Annotated in this window: 13 protein-coding genes and 1 pseudogene; 4 read left to right on the top strand and 10 right to left on the bottom strand. The window is 66.5% G+C overall.

What is annotated here, in order from left to right; genetic code table 11:
- Positions 1–61 precede the first annotated feature (61 nt).
- A pseudogene (locus NP3_RS50865) lies at positions 62–192 on the top strand (1,4-dihydroxy-2-naphthoyl-CoA synthase); the annotation flags it as partial.
- A 58-nt stretch (positions 193–250) separates the two neighbouring features.
- Here the strand turns inward: NP3_RS50865 and NP3_RS36030 are convergent.
- Positions 251–859: a TetR/AcrR family transcriptional regulator gene (locus NP3_RS36030; RefSeq protein ID WP_063046198.1), complete on the bottom strand. Its 609-nt coding sequence runs from the start codon at positions 857–859 to the stop codon at positions 251–253.
- Positions 860–964: 105 nt separating this feature from the next.
- On the opposite strand from NP3_RS36030, the gene NP3_RS36025 reads away from it, so the two are divergent.
- Positions 965–1,987 carry a type 1 glutamine amidotransferase family protein gene (locus NP3_RS36025; protein ID WP_063825008.1) on the top strand — a complete coding sequence of 341 codons (1,023 nt, stop codon included), beginning with the start codon at positions 965–967 and terminating at the stop codon, positions 1,985–1,987.
- A gap of 254 nt (positions 1,988–2,241) precedes the next feature.
- Here the strand turns inward: NP3_RS36025 and NP3_RS36020 are convergent, their stop codons facing one another.
- Positions 2,242–2,493, bottom strand: a complete 252-nt coding sequence (locus NP3_RS36020; RefSeq protein ID WP_157124784.1) for a hypothetical protein — start codon at positions 2,491–2,493, stop codon at positions 2,242–2,244.
- Between the two features lie 803 nt (positions 2,494–3,296).
- On the opposite strand from NP3_RS36020, the gene NP3_RS36010 reads away from it, so the two are divergent.
- A complete protein-coding gene (locus NP3_RS36010) occupies positions 3,297–3,674 on the top strand; it encodes a helix-turn-helix domain-containing protein (RefSeq protein WP_444980797.1) in 378 nt (125 codons plus the stop codon).
- Positions 3,675–3,856: 182 nt separating this feature from the next.
- A complete protein-coding gene (locus NP3_RS48460; protein WP_373864807.1) occupies positions 3,857–4,084 on the top strand; it encodes a transposase in 228 nt (75 codons plus the stop codon).
- Positions 4,085–4,210: 126 nt separating this feature from the next.
- Here the strand turns inward: NP3_RS48460 and NP3_RS36005 are convergent, their stop codons facing one another.
- The 8 genes from NP3_RS36005 to NP3_RS35970 form a co-directional block, all read right to left on the bottom strand.
- The gene (locus tag NP3_RS36005) at positions 4,211–5,164 is read right to left on the bottom strand and encodes a hypothetical protein (RefSeq protein ID WP_063046193.1); all 954 of its coding nucleotides are present in this window, start codon (positions 5,162–5,164) and stop codon (positions 4,211–4,213) included.
- A 2,599-nt stretch (positions 5,165–7,763) separates the two neighbouring features.
- The gene (gene mobF / locus NP3_RS50860; RefSeq protein WP_245721249.1) at positions 7,764–11,030 is read right to left on the bottom strand and encodes a MobF family relaxase; all 3,267 of its coding nucleotides are present in this window, start codon (positions 11,028–11,030) and stop codon (positions 7,764–7,766) included.
- 594 nt (positions 11,031–11,624) lie between these two features.
- Positions 11,625–12,830 (bottom strand): hypothetical protein, encoded by a 1,206-nt coding sequence (locus tag NP3_RS35995; RefSeq protein WP_063046191.1) that lies wholly within the window; start codon positions 12,828–12,830, stop codon positions 11,625–11,627.
- A 345-nt stretch (positions 12,831–13,175) separates the two neighbouring features.
- Positions 13,176–13,664: a single-stranded DNA-binding protein gene (locus NP3_RS35990; RefSeq protein WP_063046190.1), complete on the bottom strand. Its 489-nt coding sequence runs from the start codon at positions 13,662–13,664 to the stop codon at positions 13,176–13,178.
- A 395-nt stretch (positions 13,665–14,059) separates the two neighbouring features.
- Entirely contained in the window at positions 14,060–15,715 is a 1,656-nt protein-coding gene (locus tag NP3_RS35985; RefSeq protein ID WP_063046189.1) for a ParB/RepB/Spo0J family partition protein, read from the bottom strand.
- 109 nt (positions 15,716–15,824) lie between these two features.
- A complete protein-coding gene (locus NP3_RS35980; RefSeq protein ID WP_063046188.1) occupies positions 15,825–16,061 on the bottom strand; it encodes a hypothetical protein in 237 nt (78 codons plus the stop codon).
- Positions 16,062–16,071: 10 nt separating this feature from the next.
- Positions 16,072–16,761, bottom strand: a complete 690-nt coding sequence (locus tag NP3_RS51660; protein WP_373864806.1) for a DNA-processing protein DprA — start codon at positions 16,759–16,761, stop codon at positions 16,072–16,074.
- Between the two features lie 73 nt (positions 16,762–16,834).
- A complete protein-coding gene (locus NP3_RS35970; RefSeq protein WP_063046186.1) occupies positions 16,835–18,034 on the bottom strand; it encodes a DUF4192 domain-containing protein in 1,200 nt (399 codons plus the stop codon).
- Positions 18,035–18,552: the final 518 nt, after the last annotated feature.

Here is an 18,552-nt window from a genome sequence, read left to right as displayed (position 1 = left end):
CGGACGTCGTCGTAGACACGGCGGGCTTCGTGGTTGACCTGTTTCCACGCCGCAGGGGATCCTGGCCGGCATTCAGCAGCTCGCACACGATGCGAATCTGCTGTTCTACGCGACCGAAGAGGCCAAAGAAGGCCGGGAGCCTTCAAAGCCAAGCGGCGACCAGAGTTCGATCGGTTTCCGCGTCGGGCCTGAGATATCGGAAGGATCACCGAGACGGCCCGCCGCAGAAAACCGGTACGGCATCGTCGCGTCAGGCCTGCGGGCCGGTGAACCCGTGGCCCGCAGCGGCGAGGTAGCCGCGGACGGTGTCGACCAGGGTCTCGAACGGTTCGGCGGGTTGCCATTGCTGGTAGGCGGTGTGCAGGGCCGCCATCGCGAGGTTGAGCTGGAGTAGGGCTACGGGCAGCTGGGGGGTAGGGATTCGTTGCTCGAGCCAGAGCCGGAGGTCTTCGGTGATCCACCGCGTGCCCGCGCCGAAGGTCGCCGCCCCGGCGGGTGCCGTCGCCTTGATCCGCCGGATCGCGACGACGAAGTCGCCGGTGGCCTCAATGCCCTCCAGTAGGACGGCGGAGAGTGCCTGCCACAGCGGTTCGGTGTCGGTGTGGCGGTCGCGGATACACGCCCACGTGGCTCGTTCCTGCGGGTCGGGCTGGGCGATGGTGTCTTCCTTGGTCGGGAAATAGTTGAAGAACGTCGTCCGGGACACGTCGGCGGCGGCGGCGATCTCGTCCACGCTCACCGCTTCGAACCCGCGCTCGGCGAACAGCCGGAGGGCGGCATCGCGGATCTCGCGGCGTGCCTGCTGCTTCTTGCGCTCTCGCAGACCGAGTTGCGCGCCGCCGTCCGGTCCGGTGCCCATGTGACCCACGGTACCACTTCCGTACTCAAGACTTATGTTTTACTTGAGTACAAGTTCGCACTCAGATTCGCCGCAGCGCGGCGAGCATCGAAAGGAACGTCCGACATGTCCGGGATGAACAAGCGCAAGGCCCTGATCCTCATACCCTCCGGGGGCGACCTGCCCCTGGCCGAGCCGGCCGGCGTCGCCTCAGTGTCGATCGGCTTCTACCTGGTCGAGCTGGCCGAAGTGCTCCGCCGGTTCCAGGACACCCACGAGTTCACCCTCGCCACACCCGACGGGAGCGTGCCCCAACTCGACATCAACGGCACCGCGCTGCCGTACCACGCGCTGGCCGACCTCGCGGCCACCACAGGTCAGGCGCGGCAACTGCAGGCCGCTGCCGAGTTCGATCTCGCCGCCTACCGCGACCGGTACGCGACTCTCGCCGCCCGCCGCGAGAATGAGCTTCGCCTGCTGGAAAGGCACCTCGGCCAGGTCGAGCTATCGGCCGTGCTCCCCGGCACCGACAAGGACGCCGCCGCTCTGCACCCGGAACTGGCCGCCCGCCTGTCCCGGATGCCCCGGCACACCTACCTGTCCGCCCGCCAGATCGTCGAACGCCACCGCGACCCCGCCGACGACTTCGACCTGGCCGGCTTCGACTTCGTCCACGCACCCGGCGGCCACGCGCCCATGATCAGCTTCCGGGATGACCCCTGGGTCGGCGAAATCCTGCATACCCTGCGCGACAATGGCGTGCTCATCTCGCTCATCTGCCATGCCCCGGTCATCCTCACCTCGACCCGGTTCCGCATCGACCGGGACGGCAACCCGTACGAACTGGCCGACAACCCGTTCGCGGGCACCACGGTGAGCACCGTCCCCCAGGCCGCCGAGCGCGCCGCCGAGGACTACGGATACCTCCACGTCCCTGGCAAGCAGACCCGGCTCACCTATTACATCGACGAGGCCCTCGAACAGGCCGGAATCCACAACCTGCACAAGCCCAACCCCGCCAGTGTCGAGGTTCACCACGAGCCCACCACCAACGTCTTGTCCACCAACGGCCCCCAGGGCGTCGACGCCCTCGCCGACCAGATCGACAAGCTGATCTCGGCGCCTGCCACCCCCGGCCAGCAGCGGTAGCAAAGAACAGTTCCCGTGTCGGCATCACTATCGCGGGAGCGGGTCTGGGCCTCGGATGGAGATCCTCCGCGTCTTCGGGCGAGGGATTTCGGTGACCCTCGGCGCCCGGACCCGTGGCAGCCTCGACACGCTCGCCGCCACCCTGAACGACGAGGGTATCGAGGCCGCCAGTTTCGCCGCGGTACGCGCACCCACGGGTTTCGTGACCACCACAAGCGCCCACTCACCACGACCAAGGCGACTGACGAGACCTTCTACCCAGGCAGCCGCAGCGGCCGGTAGCCGTCAGTATCGAGCTGGGCGAGCTCGCCGTCGATGTCTACTGAGTGGGTGCCGTAGAAATGCACGTTCTCGTGGCGGGTCGGCCAGATGTGTGCCAGGGCCTCGTCGTCGACCTGGCGGCCGGTCCGGCGCAGGGCGGCCAGACGAATGCGATCGGTACGCCATTGGAGATACGACAGGATGTATCGGTCATTGGCGAAGAACGCTTCCACGAAAGGGTTCAAGTTGTTCGGCTGCCACGGTCAGCCGATACGCCACCCGTTCACCAACCGTAGGGTCGGTGCCCTCGATATCTGCTTCCACTGGAACGCCGACGATCGCCTCTTCGGAGCTATCGCGCGGTGGCCGACGTAATCGCAGAGCTGGTCGAGGCAACCCCGCGCAAGCATCAACTCCTGGCTGCCGCATTCGCTGCGGCAGGTGGGGCGGGAGTGAAAGTGGCGTTGGGAGATGGTTCCGTCCTCGCGACTTCCGTGGCCATTGATCTCCTGGACGACGCTGATCACGCAGCCTTGCGCGTACTCGCCCACGACGTCCTACGGACCGGGCGGCATGTCGATGTCCTCCGCCTGACCTCTGGTGAGGATGTCGATGTCCGTTGGATCGTCGCGGACGGAGTCGAAGTGGTCGCGTCATTGACGCGACGCTCGCCGCAGTTGGGCGTTGGTCAGAGTCAGAAAGCCTACTCCGACTCTTGGCCGGTTCTCGTGATCGGCGAGCGTGGGTCAGGGCGAACCACAAAAGCCCGGGATGTGATCGCGACACCGGATGTCACTGTCCTCGACGGCATCGTGCCCAGCAAGCGACGAAATTCAACCGGATGCTGGGTATCGCGTTGTCACGTGGGCACGGTAGCGCAATTGTCGAGAACGTCCACCTTCTTGGCGAATCGTAGATCCTGCACCTCGCATCCCGGCTTCGTCGGCAGGCTCCCCGCACTGTCCTCACCGCCATCCCTGGGCGCGAGTGGGACAGAGCCCATTCCGTACTGGGACCGGCAATTGCTCGCCAAGAGGCGTTGGCGCCGGTGCGATCGCGGCGCGGCGAGATTCCCGCAATCGCCAATCGCATGCTGTCCATGATCCTGCCGGGGCAGACTGCCCGATTCACTCCCGCGGCACTCGGGGCGCTGGCCAGTCAAGACTGGCATGGCAATTCGGTCGAATTGCAGAGGGTCGTAGAGACGGTCGCTGAGGCGCACTCGCACGGCGATATCGGCCAAGGGGATCTGCCGCCGACCTATCGGGAAGGCTGGCGACTGCTCACTGCGCGAGAGGAGGCTGAACGCGACGTGATACTGGCGGCGCTCCGGAGCGTGGACGGAAACAGAACCCGTGCTGCCTCTCACCTCGGCGTGAGCCGGTCCACGCTGTACAACCGGATTCGCCTGCTGGGCATCTCTTGACCTCGGGGCTTCGGGCTTCGTGTCCTCGTCCGAAAATGTGGCAGAAGCTAGTACTGAAGCCGTGAGCTTCACGGCTGGCTTGCAGGACCTGGACAAGATGCCCAGATTCTCGTCGTGGACAACGCCCCGCCCACCTCGGTCGACGTGCCGCGTCATGAGCAAGATGTTGCGCGACTAACTCGGTGCCACCAGCCTGGACCTTGTGTCGCTATCTGATGTCAACTTTCATTCTAACCGGGATGAGCGCCGGAGCCGACAAGCTGTGCGGTCCCGCGTACGGTGAGCGTTCCGACGATAGGGTCAATTCCCGAAACGGGCACCGGCACAGGGATTTCGACATCAGAGTCGGCGCGATCGTTGTCGCGAATCCAAAGTTGCGCCAGGATGGCGATCTTCGGGATTGCCGTTGAAGCGCCCCATCGGCGCCGACTTGGCACCTACCTCGGTGGTGGCGACCTACCAGCTGCTCGGTGTGTCGGACTGCAAGCAACACCGGGTCTCGGCATCCAACGCGGACCAGACTGTCGCGGCGGTGGTTAGAGACCAGATACCGGCTGCCGGGGATCCCGGGACGCGCCGAGGGCGTCTACGACGGCGATCGACACCTCAACCGCTGACCTCGCATCGCTTTCAGACGCCGACTCACCCGCGTGGATAACGGCGTTGCGGCAGTCGGCGAGCCGGTTGAGGTCCGAGTGCGGCTGGTAGGAAGGCTCGTGCCGCACCAACCAGTTCGATCGGCTGACGATGCTTCTGGCCGTGCACTTGTTCCCCGTGCGCTGCTCGATCTTGCCGATGAGAACGATAAGGCATCGTTCGACAGACGTTGCCGCATCCAGAACCGCCTTGCGAAAATCGCGGCGGCGGAACGCGCCGAGGCTGTCACGACGAAGCTGGTGCTCCACCGGGGGCTGCTCGCCGTCAGCCACCCGGTCGAGAATGGCTTGCAGGAAGACCGCAGACAAGGGCTGGGGCCTCGGGGTCATGACCCGAAAGCCGCCGTCGCGCCACTTCCCCCCGCGCCACAACTGCAGCCCTGGGCCAATGACGTTGGCATCGAACACCGGCTGTCTATGGTTGATGTCCTCGCCGGTCACGACCGACACCCAGTCCTCAACCCCCGCGAACCATTCCGCGATGATATTCGCCGTGTAGTCAGCGATCCTGTTCTCCTGATTCTGCTGGTGCAGAAACCGCACCGGCACGTCCCGACCGTCTTCGCGCAGCTCCAGACCGATATGGCGCAGCGCTGTAGCGTTGGCGACATTGAAAGCGGCATACGTCGTGGTCCAAGGCGTGGCTGGGTCCCACGCAGACACCGGCACACCCTTTAAGGACGGCTGCCGCGCGGAGTCCGCCAGGCCCTCTGGAGCAGGTGTGACCACGGTCGCGCGCGCCGCGCCGATGTAGGTGTCGAAGCGCGAGCCTAGGACCGCGGTCTCGACCCAAATATGGTGGGGCAGTTGGTACTGCGCCGAAACAATGACCACCAAGGGCCTCCGAACTCCCGCGTTTACTGGGACCTTCCAGGATACGAACGGCAGCAACCGATTTTCTTTCGGCGTTCGACCACCTCGTTGATGTACGAGGCGAGGGGTAAACCGCCCGCGGTTATGTCATCCGGCCCACGGCGGGCGGAAACTCGACAATCGAAAGTTAGCGACAGAGTTCCCCGATGGGCGGACACAGCACCTCCAGGCTCCAGCTGCAAGGGTGCACCGATGTCGTCGATGAATCGCCTACAGCCCGAAGTCGTCGTCGTGGCCGAAGGCGGGATCGATGATCAGGTCAGGCTCGTATTCCGTGGGTTCTTCGGTGATGTTTGCGTGCTGGTACTGGGCGCGTCGGGCGTGTTCGGCGGTGGTTTGTTCGGGTGTGAGTTGGGTGCGGCGGTGTTGTTCGGTGTTGAGCTCGGTGAGTTCATTCTCCAGCCAGGTGGTGGTGTCGACTGCTGTTGTGTCCGTGGATGCGGTGCCGGGTGCGGGTCCGTAGAGGATGGCTTCGGTGTCAGCGAGGTGGATGCGCAGGCTGATGTCGGTGATGGCTTGTGCGAGTTGGTCGTCGGTGAGCATCTGCACCGGATCGGACAGATCAGGGAGAACCTCAGACGGTGGTGCTGATGGCTCGATGGGGATGTCGGGCAGGGGATGCTGGTCGACCCAGGTGGCGATGGCGAGGCGTTCGGTGAGGGTTCGGGCGGCGCGCCAGTCGCGTTTGAGCAGGCCCAGGATGGTGTTTGGTGGGTGGGTGGTGGCGATGTGGTCGCAGCGGGCGTGGATGTGGTCGTTGGGTGGGTGGTCGGGGATGCCGAGTTGGTTGTCGGTGCGGCATTCGCCGCAGAGGCCGTCGTCGCTGCGGCGTGGTGGGATCGGTCGGCTGTCGGTGAAGGCGCGTCCGATGCCGCAGGACACACAGGGCAGTGCGTGGGTGTTGCGCGTTGTTTGGCGGTCGTAGTCGGGTTCCTCGGAGTCGGGATGGCGGTCTTCCCATGGTCTTTCGCGGTAGTAGCGGTGCGGGACTCCGTCGGGTTTGGGTAGGTGTTCGGGGTCGGTGTCGACGTCGCCGCGGGTGTCGAGGTAGTCCTGGTATTCGCGTGCGGCGGTGATATCGGTGTCGGGGCATGGTGGCCGCTGCAGTGTGCGGTCGACACGGTCGGGGTTGTCGCGTGCGGCGCGCCGGTGTTGGTCGCGCCGGTCCGGTGTCGCGATGTCGTCGGCGGCTGGTCGGTAGACGTGCGGGTCGCTGGTGGGTGTGCAGGCATGGATGAGGGCGCGGTGTTGGGGGTATTGGTCTGCGGCCCACCGCAGTCGGGCGACGGCGACGTTGAAGTGGTTGCGGTAGAGGGTGGTCGCGACGTGTTCGATGATGTCGCGTTGTTCGTCGGTGAGGGTGTCGGCGAGGTTGCGAAAGGCGCGCTGCGCCGCTGCCATGTCACCGGTTTGGATCAGGGCGGCGATGGTTGCGGCGCTGTCGAATAGTGGGTTTTCGGCAGTGGTCTGTGGTGGCCGGATCGGTGGGCGCGGTGACGGCTGTGCAGTGGTGTCGTATTGCGAGGGATCGTGTGGTTCGGGACCGGGGTGGTGCTCGGGCGGGGGCATGGCGGGCTCCGGGGGGCGTTGGGAATCGGGTGGGTCGGGGCGGGTGAGTTCCTGGAGGAGTGCATCGATACGCCAGGCGAGGGCGTTGGTGAGTTGGTCGGGGCGCAGGGGTGTGGTGTCGTCGGGTTGGGCGGCGAGGATGAGTTCGTGTGCGGTGGTGAGGAGTTCGTGCGGTGTCCAGTCGGTGCTGGTGGCGCGGTCTATCGCGGCGACCAGGCGCGGCCATGCGGGGTCGTTGATGACGCGGTGTGCGGTGTCGTCGCCGATGATTTGGTGGAGTTCGTTGGTCCAGTCGGGTGTGAGGTTGTCGGTGTCGGTGGCCTCGGCGGCGACGAGTTCGAGCTCGAGTCGCGACCACAGGGCCGCGGCGGGCATGTCGTCGGGCAACGCTCGTTGTGCAGTGGCGCGGGTCAATCGGGTTTCGATGTCGATTCCGGATCGGTCGGCGACCTCGATCTTGTCGGCGAGGATCGGCCACCACGGGTCGGTGAGGATGCGGGATTCGAGGCGCGCGACCAGCGGAGCCCACTTGTTGGCGGGCAAGTGGATATCGCCGAGGGTATCGGTGACGCGGGCGTCGAGCAGGTCTTGGTGTTCGCGTTCGATCTGGGTGTAGCGGGCGGGTCCGGTGGGGCGCGGATCGCGGTCGTCGATGTGCAGGGAGGCCCGCCACACGGCAAGATCCTCGAGCAGTCGCGGGTCCGGCCCGATGAGTGGGCGTGCCCAGTGCGGTGCGGACGCGGGTGTCCAGGTGTGGACGTCGTCACGGATTTGTGTGGCGAGATCGGTGACGATGCGGGCGCGGGCAGCGAGTTGGGTGGAGTCGAGTTCCGCGTGGAGCCCGCGCGGGATCCCGGACGCCCACGGCAGGGGCGCGTCGGTGGTGGAGTGCGCGCCGGAGGGATCCAGTCGCCAGTCCAGCACGGCGGCAACATCATCGGCGGAGTCGAGTTCACGGGCAGCCGCGGCGGTGCGCAAGGCGCTGATCGGGTCACGCCCGGACAGCGCGATCATCGCCAGGTGCTGCCGCAGCACCGGGTAGGCGGGGCTGTCGGTGAGGTTCGCGCGAATCGCTTCCGCGGCGGTGTCGAGGCGTTCGAGTCCGTCGGCGCCGAGGGCGTTTTCGGCGGCGACACCGAGGGTGTCGAGGTAGATGTCGAGTGCGCGTCCGATTCGCTGGTGCGGAGCCAGGGCGTCGCGCAGCATGGTGTGCGCGGACTTTTGTGCGCCGTCGCGCCCGAAAATGCGCACCATTAGTTCCACGGCGGTGCGCGGATAGGCGGCGGGTTCGGACCAGAACGAGCCTTCCGAACCGTCCAACGCGGTCGGTACGTAGGCGTGGTTGGCGTGGATTCCGCGGGTGAGTGCGACGTAAAGCTGTTGCAGGGATTCGCCTCCGGTGAGCGCGACATGACACGAGTCGGCGGTGATTCCTTGCGCGGAATCGATCGTTGTCGCGTACCCGAGACGCACATGGGTGGCCACATAGTCGACGGGAAGCCGCACACTGTGACCGAGTTCGTTGTCCGACCGCAGACGTTTCACGGTCAGACTTCCATCCGAGTGCACAGCGGTGACGGTCCAGGCGTAGCCGTTGCGGACCCAATCGTTGTCGCCGACTTGCAGTCGCCGGTTGTTGCGGCGGGAGCGAATCGTGTCCCCAACCGAGGCCCGGAGGCCGTCGGCGAGAACGCATTCCTCGCTCACTACACCGCCGTCGCGGGTGATGCGGTCGGCGCGAGCGCGGGCATTGAGTTCGGTGACGATGTCGTGGGTGGCGGCGAGCATGATGGTGTCGCGGACCGGCGAGGTGGTCGGTGATCCAGGCGGTGTAGGCGTCGTCGTGGGTGGCGCCTTCGTGCCCGGCGTGGATGCGGCCGTTGTCCAGATACCAGCCCAGCGCTGCCGGATCACCCTCGCGCAGTTGCAAACTGGCGGTCGCTTCGGCGTTCGAGGCGAACCGCACGACGTGGGTGAGTGTCATGGTCGCTTCGGGTGCGGCCGCGTCCATGTCGGTGTCCGCGCCGCCGGCTTCGATTGATGCGAGCTGGTGTGGGTCGCCGATGCAGCGGATCGTGGCGCCGCGGTCGTGCAGGAATCGCAGCAGGCGTAGGCGTTTGAGGTTGCCGATCTTGACGTGCTCGTCGACGATCACCAGCGTGTCGGGGTCGATGTCGAGGATCCATTGCGGCAGCGACGGCGGCTGCTCGCGGTCCAGGGCGAGGTTGTCGGGGCTGGGTGTGTGGCGGTCCAGGATGTCGAGGACTTTGTCGACGGTTTCGACCCGTGCGCCGATCGCTTTGCCCAACTCGGCGGCCGCGGACGCGGTTGGTGCCAACCCGAGGACCCGGCCGCCGCTGGTGTGCCAGGCGTCGGTGAGCACGGCCATCGCGGTGGTCTTGCCCGTTCCCGCCGGCGCGTTGGTGGTGCGTACTCGCAGATTCGAGGAGGCGAAACCCTCGACTACGCTGATCTGCCCGGCATTGAGCGGGCGTTCGGGATTCCGGGTGTTGTAGCGGTCCACGGCCGCGGTGACGAGATCGGGTCGGAGTTGACGTGCGCCGGGCTGCAGTGACATCTCGATCAGCTGCCGCTCGACCGACAACGTCCGCGCCGAGGTGTAGATCTGCGCGCCCGAGGACGTGTACACACTGGTCCCGTCGCGGCGCGCCAACAACACTGGGACCGTTCGCAGTTCGGGTTCATCGGCGAGGTCGGGGTCACCGCGAGCCACCGTGAGTGTTGGGGAGATCGTTTCGGTGAGAACGGCTTCCGCGACCTGTTCCCACTCTGGCCCGTTCACGTGTCCGCGGAGTTGGCGTTCGATTTCGGCGCGCAGATTGTGGCGCTGCCACGTCGATCGGTGCTCCGAAACGACCTCGATGACGTGCTCGGCGGTGCGAGTGATCCAGTCTGCGGTGATCGCGGGGCGGGCGGTTCGGATCGGATTCAGGGCCGCGGTGACCATGCGCGCTACCGCGTCCCGGCCCCCGAGCAGGGCAACGGCCTCGGCCCGCCATGCGTGGCGCTGCTCGGCCAGTGACCGTAGGGCGTGCTTGATCGGGCGGGTTTCCAAGGTCGCGCGCTCGGCGAGGTCGTAGATTTCGCCGGGGGTTGGTTCGCGTCCGCGTGCCTGTTGGAACTCGGCGGTGAGCTGGCCGAGGCGGGTGGTGATTGTGGTATCGCGGCGCGAGAACGTGGTGATCAAACGCTGTGGGATACCGACGATTTCGCGGATCGGGCGCTTGGACGGATCGGGTGTGGGGCGTTCGGCGAACTCGACACCCACCAGGTCCTGCATATGGTGTTCCAGGCGGGTGTTGTAGATCTCCGACACGGTGACCACCGCCTGGTAGATCGCGGCGCCATCGAGGGTGCGCCATTTGCCGTCGAGCGTGCGGACCCGGTTGGCGATCACCACGTGGGTGTGCAGGTCCGGATCCCCGGCACGGCTGTCGCGATGGGTGAAACAGGCGGCGACGATGCCCTCGACATCGACTTGGCGCACACCGTTGCGGCCGAGCCGGGTGAACACCGCATTGCGTTCGAGCCAGACGAGTGCGTCGCGTACCGCGCGCTGATGCGCGAGCTCGATCTTGCCCGCTACCGTCCGCGGAGCCAGCGCCCACAGCACCGAGACGCTCTTGACGGGTGAGAAAGTGATATCGAAACCCGCGACCGCGACGGTATTCGGGCGCGAGTTTCGTGCCACCCACCCCGACAATTCCCGCGCATCCAAGGGTGCACGATCGTAGGTTTCGCAGAACATTTCGAACGCGACACGGGTCCGAATTAGTGCACGTTCGTCGTCGGAAATAGCGTCATGCGGGTCGAATCCGTGCACGGAATTGTGTTTGGCGAACGCTTTCGCGCACCGTTTCCGGAACTCGGAAACCTCCGCATAAACCCGGAACGGGTCACCTAAACGCGACGCTCGATCGGCGGCGCGCGCCGCGTCTTTGTGCTTGGCGCCGAGGTACATCTGCTCGTCGTAGACGCGGGCTTCGATCACGTCCGCGTTCGGGTGACGCCCCAGTCCGAGCAGTGATTTCAGCTGTTCTTCGGTGACTTCCTCACCGGGTTGGATGCCTAAGGCGGCCAGGCCCGTGCCGTGCCAGCGGCCCGGAGCTTCTCCGTGAGCGGAGTAATAATCGGCGAGGCTGGAACGGCCGCGAGCCGACACGTCATTCGCGGCGACATTGCGCAGATAATATTGATACCCATTGCCCGCCGCGACTTTATGAATCGTCGCGGTCACATATCCATCAAGCACCCCACCGGCCATTAATGCCAGCGGTTGGATTTGACTATTTTTTTGTCAAATCAAGCGAAACCGCTGGTCGTTACCGAATTGTTACCTCAGATGCAAGAGGTCTGCTTGTGGAAATGAGGGGGAGTGGGGTGGTGAGGGTGGAAGTGAGGAGGAGGAGAGGTGGTGGTGTGGGTGGGGTTGCGTGGTGGTGGTGTGCGGATGGAGGTGAGTGTAGTTGTGGGCGTTGGAGTGTGGGTGGGGTTGCGTGGTGGTGGTGTGCGGATGGAGGTGAGTGTAGTTGTGGGCGTTGGAGTGTGGGTGGGGTTGGTGATTCGGTGCGGGTTGGTGGTGGCTGGTCCGTTGGGGGAGTGGGCGCCGCGACGGACCGTGGTCTCGCGAGGCGCCGGTGATCCCGGGCGGCGGGGAGTCGCTGTGCGCGAGCGGTTCTGGTCCATAGCGCGGCGGGCTCGGTGGCCTCCACCACGGCGGATTGGAAGGGGGTCGGTGGTTGGTGTCCGGTCCGCCGCAGGAGCGCGACACTGCGGCGGACCGGGAATGTGAGACCCGTTGTAGGCGGGCCGGTGTGGAGACGAGGAGGGGTCAGGCGGCGGTGCGGTAGAGGTCGCGGCAGTCGCCGCAGAGGTCGTCGATGTCGATGTCGCGACCGGGGGTGTGGCAGGAGCAGCACCGTCCGGTCCGTAACTGCACCGCAGTCAAGGTCCTGATCGGCGTGCTCGATGCCGATGGTTGCGTGGCTCGGTCGCGGTAGGCCATGACCAGCCCGGCCACGGTCCGGGTGGAGCGTTGCTTCAAGTCGCACAGCAGTGCGGGGGCGGCGGCGGGGTAGTGGTCGGTGAGGTGCTGGCAGTAGGCGGCGACTTCGTCGGCGAGGGTGAATCCTCCCGGGAGTGGCGCGATTCCGGTGCGGTCGTGGTCGCGGCAGTGCTGGCAGAGTCCGTCGTCGCTGAGGCGGTGGCCGGTGGTGTCGGTGCGGAAGTGGTCGCTGCAGGCGCGTTCGCCGAAGCAGTGCACACACACCCACCCTTGCAGTGGTGCCAGGGTGGTGTGGTCGTAGTCCAGGCCGTTGCCGTTGGGTAGGTAGGCGGGTCGGTCGTCGTCGCGGATGTCGAGGCCGGTGCGGGTGCGGGCGATCGCGTCGGTGTCGAAGTCGTCGCGGGTGCGTTCCCCGGCGCGGTCGCGTTCGGCGCGGACCTGCTCGGCGACCTGGCGTACGTAGTGCCGATCCCATGGTGAGGGTTCGTAGGGGTGGTCGGTGTCGCGCAGGAAGCGGGTGCGGATGTATTCGGTGATGATCCGGTCCTCGTGCGCGGGACGGCGTTTGGTGGTGATCGCCTCGATATGTTCGGGCCGCCGCCTCGCGCGTTTGGCCGCGATCTCGGTGCCGGTGGAGGGTTCGCGGTTGAGTACCGGTGTGTCGTCGGTGGCGAGCACCCGGCGGAGGGGGGAGTCGATGGCGGTGAGGGGCACGGTCGTGATCCAGCGGGGTTGCTGCTCGGTGGGCCGGTAGAGGCCGGGGTCGGTGCGGGTGACGAACATGTCGAGCCACGTCCGAAGGTCGGGGTCGGCGCGTCGCCACAGCGAACGCAGTTGCGCTTGCGCACTCAGGTAGGGGGCGTGGGTGAAGGTGTCGGCGAGGCGGACGAGGAGGTGGAGGTCCTCGGTCGTGGCGAGGGTGGTGAGGGCGTGCTCGAAAGCGTCTCGGGCGTCCTCGTGTAGCCCGGCTTCGAGTTGCCAGTTGATGTGGGTGATCGCGTCGAGGAAGGACGGGGATGCGGTGTTGGTCAACGGTTTGCCTTTCGTGCGAGCGGAGATGACCTATCCCCGTTGGGACGTGACATTCCACAGGGATGGTTGGCTGGCCGGGCGGTCAGCCTGAGGGCGTTTTCGACCGGGGCGGTGTTCGGCGTGGTGGGGAACGCGCCGGGGCGTGCACCACCGAATTTCGAGCCGGGACCGCGGCGTGCGTGCGTGGGGTGAGGGAAATTCGGTGGTGCCGGGCGCGGGCCCTGCCGTGTCGAGCGACGCTCTGGTAGCCCTCGGTTCGGGCTGGACGAACGGCCAGACGGGCATCCCGCCCACCCGATGACTCCCGCTCACCTCCTACGAGAGGTGAGCGGAAGCATCATCGGGTCAGAAGCTCGGCTCCTCACCGGTACCGGCGAACGCCGGTTCACGCGAGCCGGCCGACGCCCACGGATCATCGGAGTTCGCGCGGGAGCTGATGGTGGTGTCGGTCCTAGAGTTGGTACGCCGGTTGGCTTTGGTTACCGTCGCCGTGGCGAAGCGCATCGATGCGGCGACTTCGTCGGCGTCGAGTTCGACGACGGTGCGCTTGTCGCCTTCGCGGGTTTGGTAGCTGCGTTGCTTGAGTCGTCCGGTCACGATCACTCGTGCACCGCGGGGCAGCGACGACTCGGCTATGTTCTCGGCGGCCTCGCGCCAGATGCTGCACGGCATGAACAACGGATCCCCGTCGGTCCATTCGTTGGTGGTGCGGTCGAGGTAGCGTGGGGTCGAGGCGACGGTGAAGTTCACGACAGCGACGCCCGCGGGTGTGTATCTCAGCTCGGGTGCGGCAGTGAGATTGCCGATGACGGTAATAACCGTGTCTGCGGCCATGATGATCCTCCAAGGAGTGTAGTGGACAGTGGTGTTCCCGGATGCTCTGGGCAGCAGGGGATTTGAGGAACGCCCGCGGGCTCCTCGCGCTCACGGGTTCAGTGAGGGGTGTCGACGACAGTTCGCCGTCGCGTTCCGCGTGAACGACCCGTCGGTATTGGCGAACCTGCGGGAACGGGCGTGAACCTCGGCGCGGGCGCGGCAGCCCGATTCCGATGACGGTGATTACGGCACGAAGGCCTGGGGCCTGCCGCCAATGGCGGTTGCTTCGCCAGTTCCCGACCCGACTCGAATGGTGTTGGTGAGAAACAGGAATCGGGCACACCTGCGGCCTCTACGCAGTTGGTGAGGTGAGGGGGATCGGTACCTCCAGCCCCGCCGATCTGGCCGTGGGTTCAGGCGGCGATATCGATGTCGTGGTAGTCGAGGTCTCCGGCGGCGGCTTGTTCGACGTCGGTGAGGGTGAAGTCGAGTGTGGCGGCGGCTTCGGCGAGGAAGTGCAGATAGCGTTGTGTGGCTTCGGAGTTGGTGCGCCACAGGGTTTTGTCGAGACCGGTTTCGTGCTTGGCGATGATCAAGGCGGTCACGATCACCCACGCCCGTGCTGGTGTCGCGGCTTTGATGGCGTTGACCAGAGCCTTGGTCGTGCCGCCGACCCCGAGTACATGCAGCACCTTCCGTAAGACTGGGGTGTCGAGTTCGTGGGCGAGGGATTCGGCCACGAACGCGGCGGCCTGGTTCGGCGGGGTGCGGCGGGTGAGGAACTTGACCAGTGTGGCGTCGCGGCGTTCGGCCGCGGCCTCACCTCGGATGTTGAGCTCCTCGACGCGGGCGCGGTCTTGGCGGGCCTGCTCGCGCTCGGTTGCCGCCTTCTGCACTGCCGCGGCGGCTGTCTCGCTGTCGCCGGTGTCGGTGGCGTTGGTGGGGTGCAGCTGGAAGCCGCTGTCGGGCAATTGATCGGCGGGCAGGTAACACAACGGGATCCACCGGTCCCGGGGTTCGACGGCGCTGGCGTGGAGCAAGCCATCGGCGGGGGCCGCGTCGGGATTGTCGCGGGTGTGCGGGTCGACCGCGGCCGGGTCGATGATCGCGCCGGTGTTCTTCTCGACGAGTTGCCCGTTTGCCTTGAGATGCAGGTACACCACCCAGCGGGTCGGGTCGGTGTTGATCTGCTCGATCGTGACCGGCTCGCCCTCGGCATCCACGAGCCATTCTGCGGGGATGAACGCGGCGTCGGCGCGGCTGGTGTCGGGTTCGTGGTCCAGGATCCCGAACCCGTGTCCGGCGTAGAGCAGTGCGGCTGCCATCCGGGCGCGCTGGGCGGCGCGTTCGGCGAGGATCCGTTTGACCTCGATGGCGAATCCCGCCCGTGTGGAGCGGTTCAATCGTTGCACGGCGTCGGTGTCGCCGAGGGCTTCGTAGTGGCCGATGACGGCGAGTTCGTCGAATCCGAACTGCCCGGAGTCCAGCAGCGCTGTCGCGGTGGGTGATGCCGCGATCTTGGCTTGGTTCCTGACGTCCTCGCGGCTGGTCTGCAGTGCCTTGGCGACGCGGGTGACGCTCGCGCCGAGGTCGAGCATGAGCGCGACCCCGGCGGCGTGGTCGGCCTTGGTCAGTGGGATGCGGCGGTTGAAATTGATCTGGCTCAGGGTGCGTTCGACGCGGCGTTCGTTGGCGGTGAGCCCGGTCGGGGCGGTGGTGATGAACACCGGAATCCACGCCAGCTTCAGGTGGCGGGCGATGAGGATGCGGACCTGACCGTCCTGGGCATGCACCGATCCGTCGGGTTCGCGGGTGGCGTTGATCGGATCCTTGACACCGAACTGCTCGATCGAGGCGACCTGGTCGGGATGGTCGGTGATGACGAAACTGCGGCGCACGTTCTCGGCGATCACCACCTCCTGTGGCGGCATCCACACCGCCTCGATCACCGGCAAACCCGCCGGTGACCCACCGCCGCTGCTGGCAGTCTCGGTGTCGGGGCGGGATTCGGGTTCGGTGGTGTCGGGGTCGAGGACCGCTGTGGCGGTGCTGGTTTCGGTGTCGGACATGAACGCTCCTGAGAAATGAACGGCGGGGCAGAGCCATTCGTGGCGAATGGGTCCGCCCCGCCGAAAGCGGGTGCGAGATCCGGCGATCACACCGGTGGTGTGGCCGTGGTCAGGCGGGCACTGCGGCTGGCTGGCGGGCGGCGACGTTGATCGGGCGCAACCGCAGCACCCCGTGGTCGGTGCCGGTGAACGCCCAGTACTTGCCCCGCCAGTGCGGGAACTGCTCGCGCCACTGGTCGAGGACCGTGGAGTCCTCGATCGCGGGGGTCGGGCCGGCCGAGCCGGTGTAGAGCAACTGTTCGTACTCGCGGCCGGTGATGGTCTCGACAGCAGTGATGACAGACATGGGTGATCTCCTATCGGTACTGGCGGATGAGTGTGGTCACAAGCGCACGGAGGCAAGCGATTTTCCGAAGACGGGGGTAACACCGGTCTCGTGCGAAGCGGGACCGGGGACTCGGTGTGACCGGCGGGCTGGACAGCGACGAACCCGCACCGCGGGGACAGCGACGGTGACGTGTGTCGCGGTGTGGCGTTGAGCGCCGCGACCCTGGTGTTGGGTGTTCGGTGGTTCGGGTGAGCCGATCAAGGATCTGTGTCGCGGTGGTGACAAGTTCGGCTTCGCCGTCGCCGATCATCGCGTGGCAGCCCGCCGAGGACGACGAGTAGACCGACCCCGGTACGGCGCATACCGGGCGTGTGAGCCGGTTGGCCCACCGCACGGTGTTTCGGGTCCCGCCAGTGAGTCCGGCCTCGGTCACCACGAGCCCGGAGGTGAGGGCGGCGACCAATCGATTCCTGGCCAGGAACTGCGATTTCGCTGGCGCGGTCCCCGCTGGATATTCGGAGACGAGCAGCCCGGTCGCGGCGATCTCGTCGAACAAACCCGCATGCGGGTACGGGTAGGCGCGATCGACTCCGGTCGCCAGGACCGCGACCGTGGTACCGGAGCGGGCGAGCGCGGCCCGATGCGCGGCGGCATCGACTCCATACGCGCCGCCACTGGCCACGCCTCTGATCAACCGCCCGCGTTGATAACGGCTCACCGGTGGGCTCGTAGTGGGGCTGACGGTGCAGGCCCGGCGTTGGCCCCTGGCAAGCGATTGGGGCGCACTCAGGTCAGCGTGTGCCTGGTCCGAGGTCGATGCCCAGGTCGGCGGCGATGGTGTGACCGCAGTGCGCCAGGCGGCGCACGGTCTCGGGTCGCATCCCGGTGGTCAGGCAGGTCGCCAGCAGGATTGCCATGGAATGGGTTGGGTCTGCGTCGTGGGCGGCCTGTATAGCGATTCCCGCGAGGACGCCGTCGCCGCGGATGTAGGCGCTGAACCCGAGAAGTGTTGCGGCATCGGCCCGGTCGGTGCCGGTGGTCGCGTGCGAGAGCGCCAGCCACAGGCGTTCGGCGGCGTCAGCGTGCTCACCGTCGGCGAGCCCGAACAAGGCGTCGCGCACGACCCGGTCCCGCAGTGCTACCGCCAGGTCAGCGTATTCGCGGGCGGTGGGGTTCGTGCCGGAGTCGGTGTCGGCGATCTGGCGCAGCACCCGTTCGAGCGTTTGCCGGTGATAGGCGTCGGGATCACCAGCGCGGACCGCCGCCGCGTACCGGTCGTGCGCCGCCGCTATCGACTGTTCGAGGTGGGCGGCGACTCGCACGGTGAGTTCGCTGTCGGGGGTGAGGAGATCGGTCAGCTGGGAGCGTGTGGCGCGGATCGGTCGCCCGTGGAACACGTGCGCCGCTGCCACCATTGAGGCTGCCGGATCCGGCAACGTTCCAACGTGTTCGGTGTCGAGCAGGCTCCACCATGGTTCGTTCGCTTCGATTGATCGCACTACCCACGCTCCGGCCAGCAGCACCTGCTGGTCGGCGAGCAGGTGCGCGAGCGCCTCGATCAACCCGGCGTAGCCCCCGGCACCTTCGTGGTGCCGGTCAGGGTCCGGGCGTAGTGGCAGTGCCCGGTCATCGACGATCACCGCCAGTACCTCGCACGAGCCCTCCGTGGCACAGATCCGAGCGACGGCCTCGGCGTATGCGGCCGCCGACCCCGGTCGCTCGTCGCCGTCGCGGTCGACATACAGATCGAACCGTGCCACCGCATCGATGACCGGCGCACCGTTAGGGTCGGGCCCATTCCGTAGGACTGCGATTAGGAGCGAGCGTTCGGGCACGAAGCCGACCATCGCGGGCACTGCCACGATCAATTCGCCGGGATCGTCCACATGCAACGAATCCGCCGAGAAAGCCTGCTCGGCGCGCTCACCAGGATCAGGTACCCCCGCGTCGACGGGCTGGGATGGGGCATCGTCATCGGTGTTGTCGGACATGTGATTTCGTTCCTACCTTTCTGGGTCGGTGGCGCACGGATGCTGGTGGTCACGGATGTGCGGAGACCGGCGCACGGCCGGGACACGGCCGGTGATAGCGGTGCCGAGGACACGGCCGAGGAGACAAGGCCGCCCGCTGCTGCGCGGAGACGCGACCGCTGATCGAGGGGAGGGATCCGATCGCTGTGCACGGACACGACCGCACGGTCGTCCACAGTCGCGAGGCGGGCGCGGATCATTTCCTGGTAGCTGGAATCAGGCTTTTTCGCGGCGGCATCCGATGTCGGCCAGGGTGATCGGGACCGGCCACGTGGCCTGGGGACACCGTCGAGCGATTTGGTGCATGACCTGACGTGCTGCGCCGCCCGTCGGCGATGGCGGGCGGTTACCGGTGATGTGGCAACGCATGCCGCAGTGAATCGGTGCTGTCGGCCTAACACAGCAGCGCACAGGTGTATGCGAGCAGTGGGGACTATGGTTGCTTGTTGACCGGCACAGCCGTTTCGGTGCGTCGGTGT

This window comes from Nocardia pseudovaccinii NBRC 100343 (genome assembly GCF_001613225.1).
In the GTDB taxonomy this organism is placed as follows: domain Bacteria; phylum Actinomycetota; class Actinomycetes; order Mycobacteriales; family Mycobacteriaceae; genus Nocardia; species Nocardia pseudovaccinii.
Note: the sequence above shows the minus strand (reverse complement) of the source record. Positions and strands in the feature narration are given on the sequence as shown.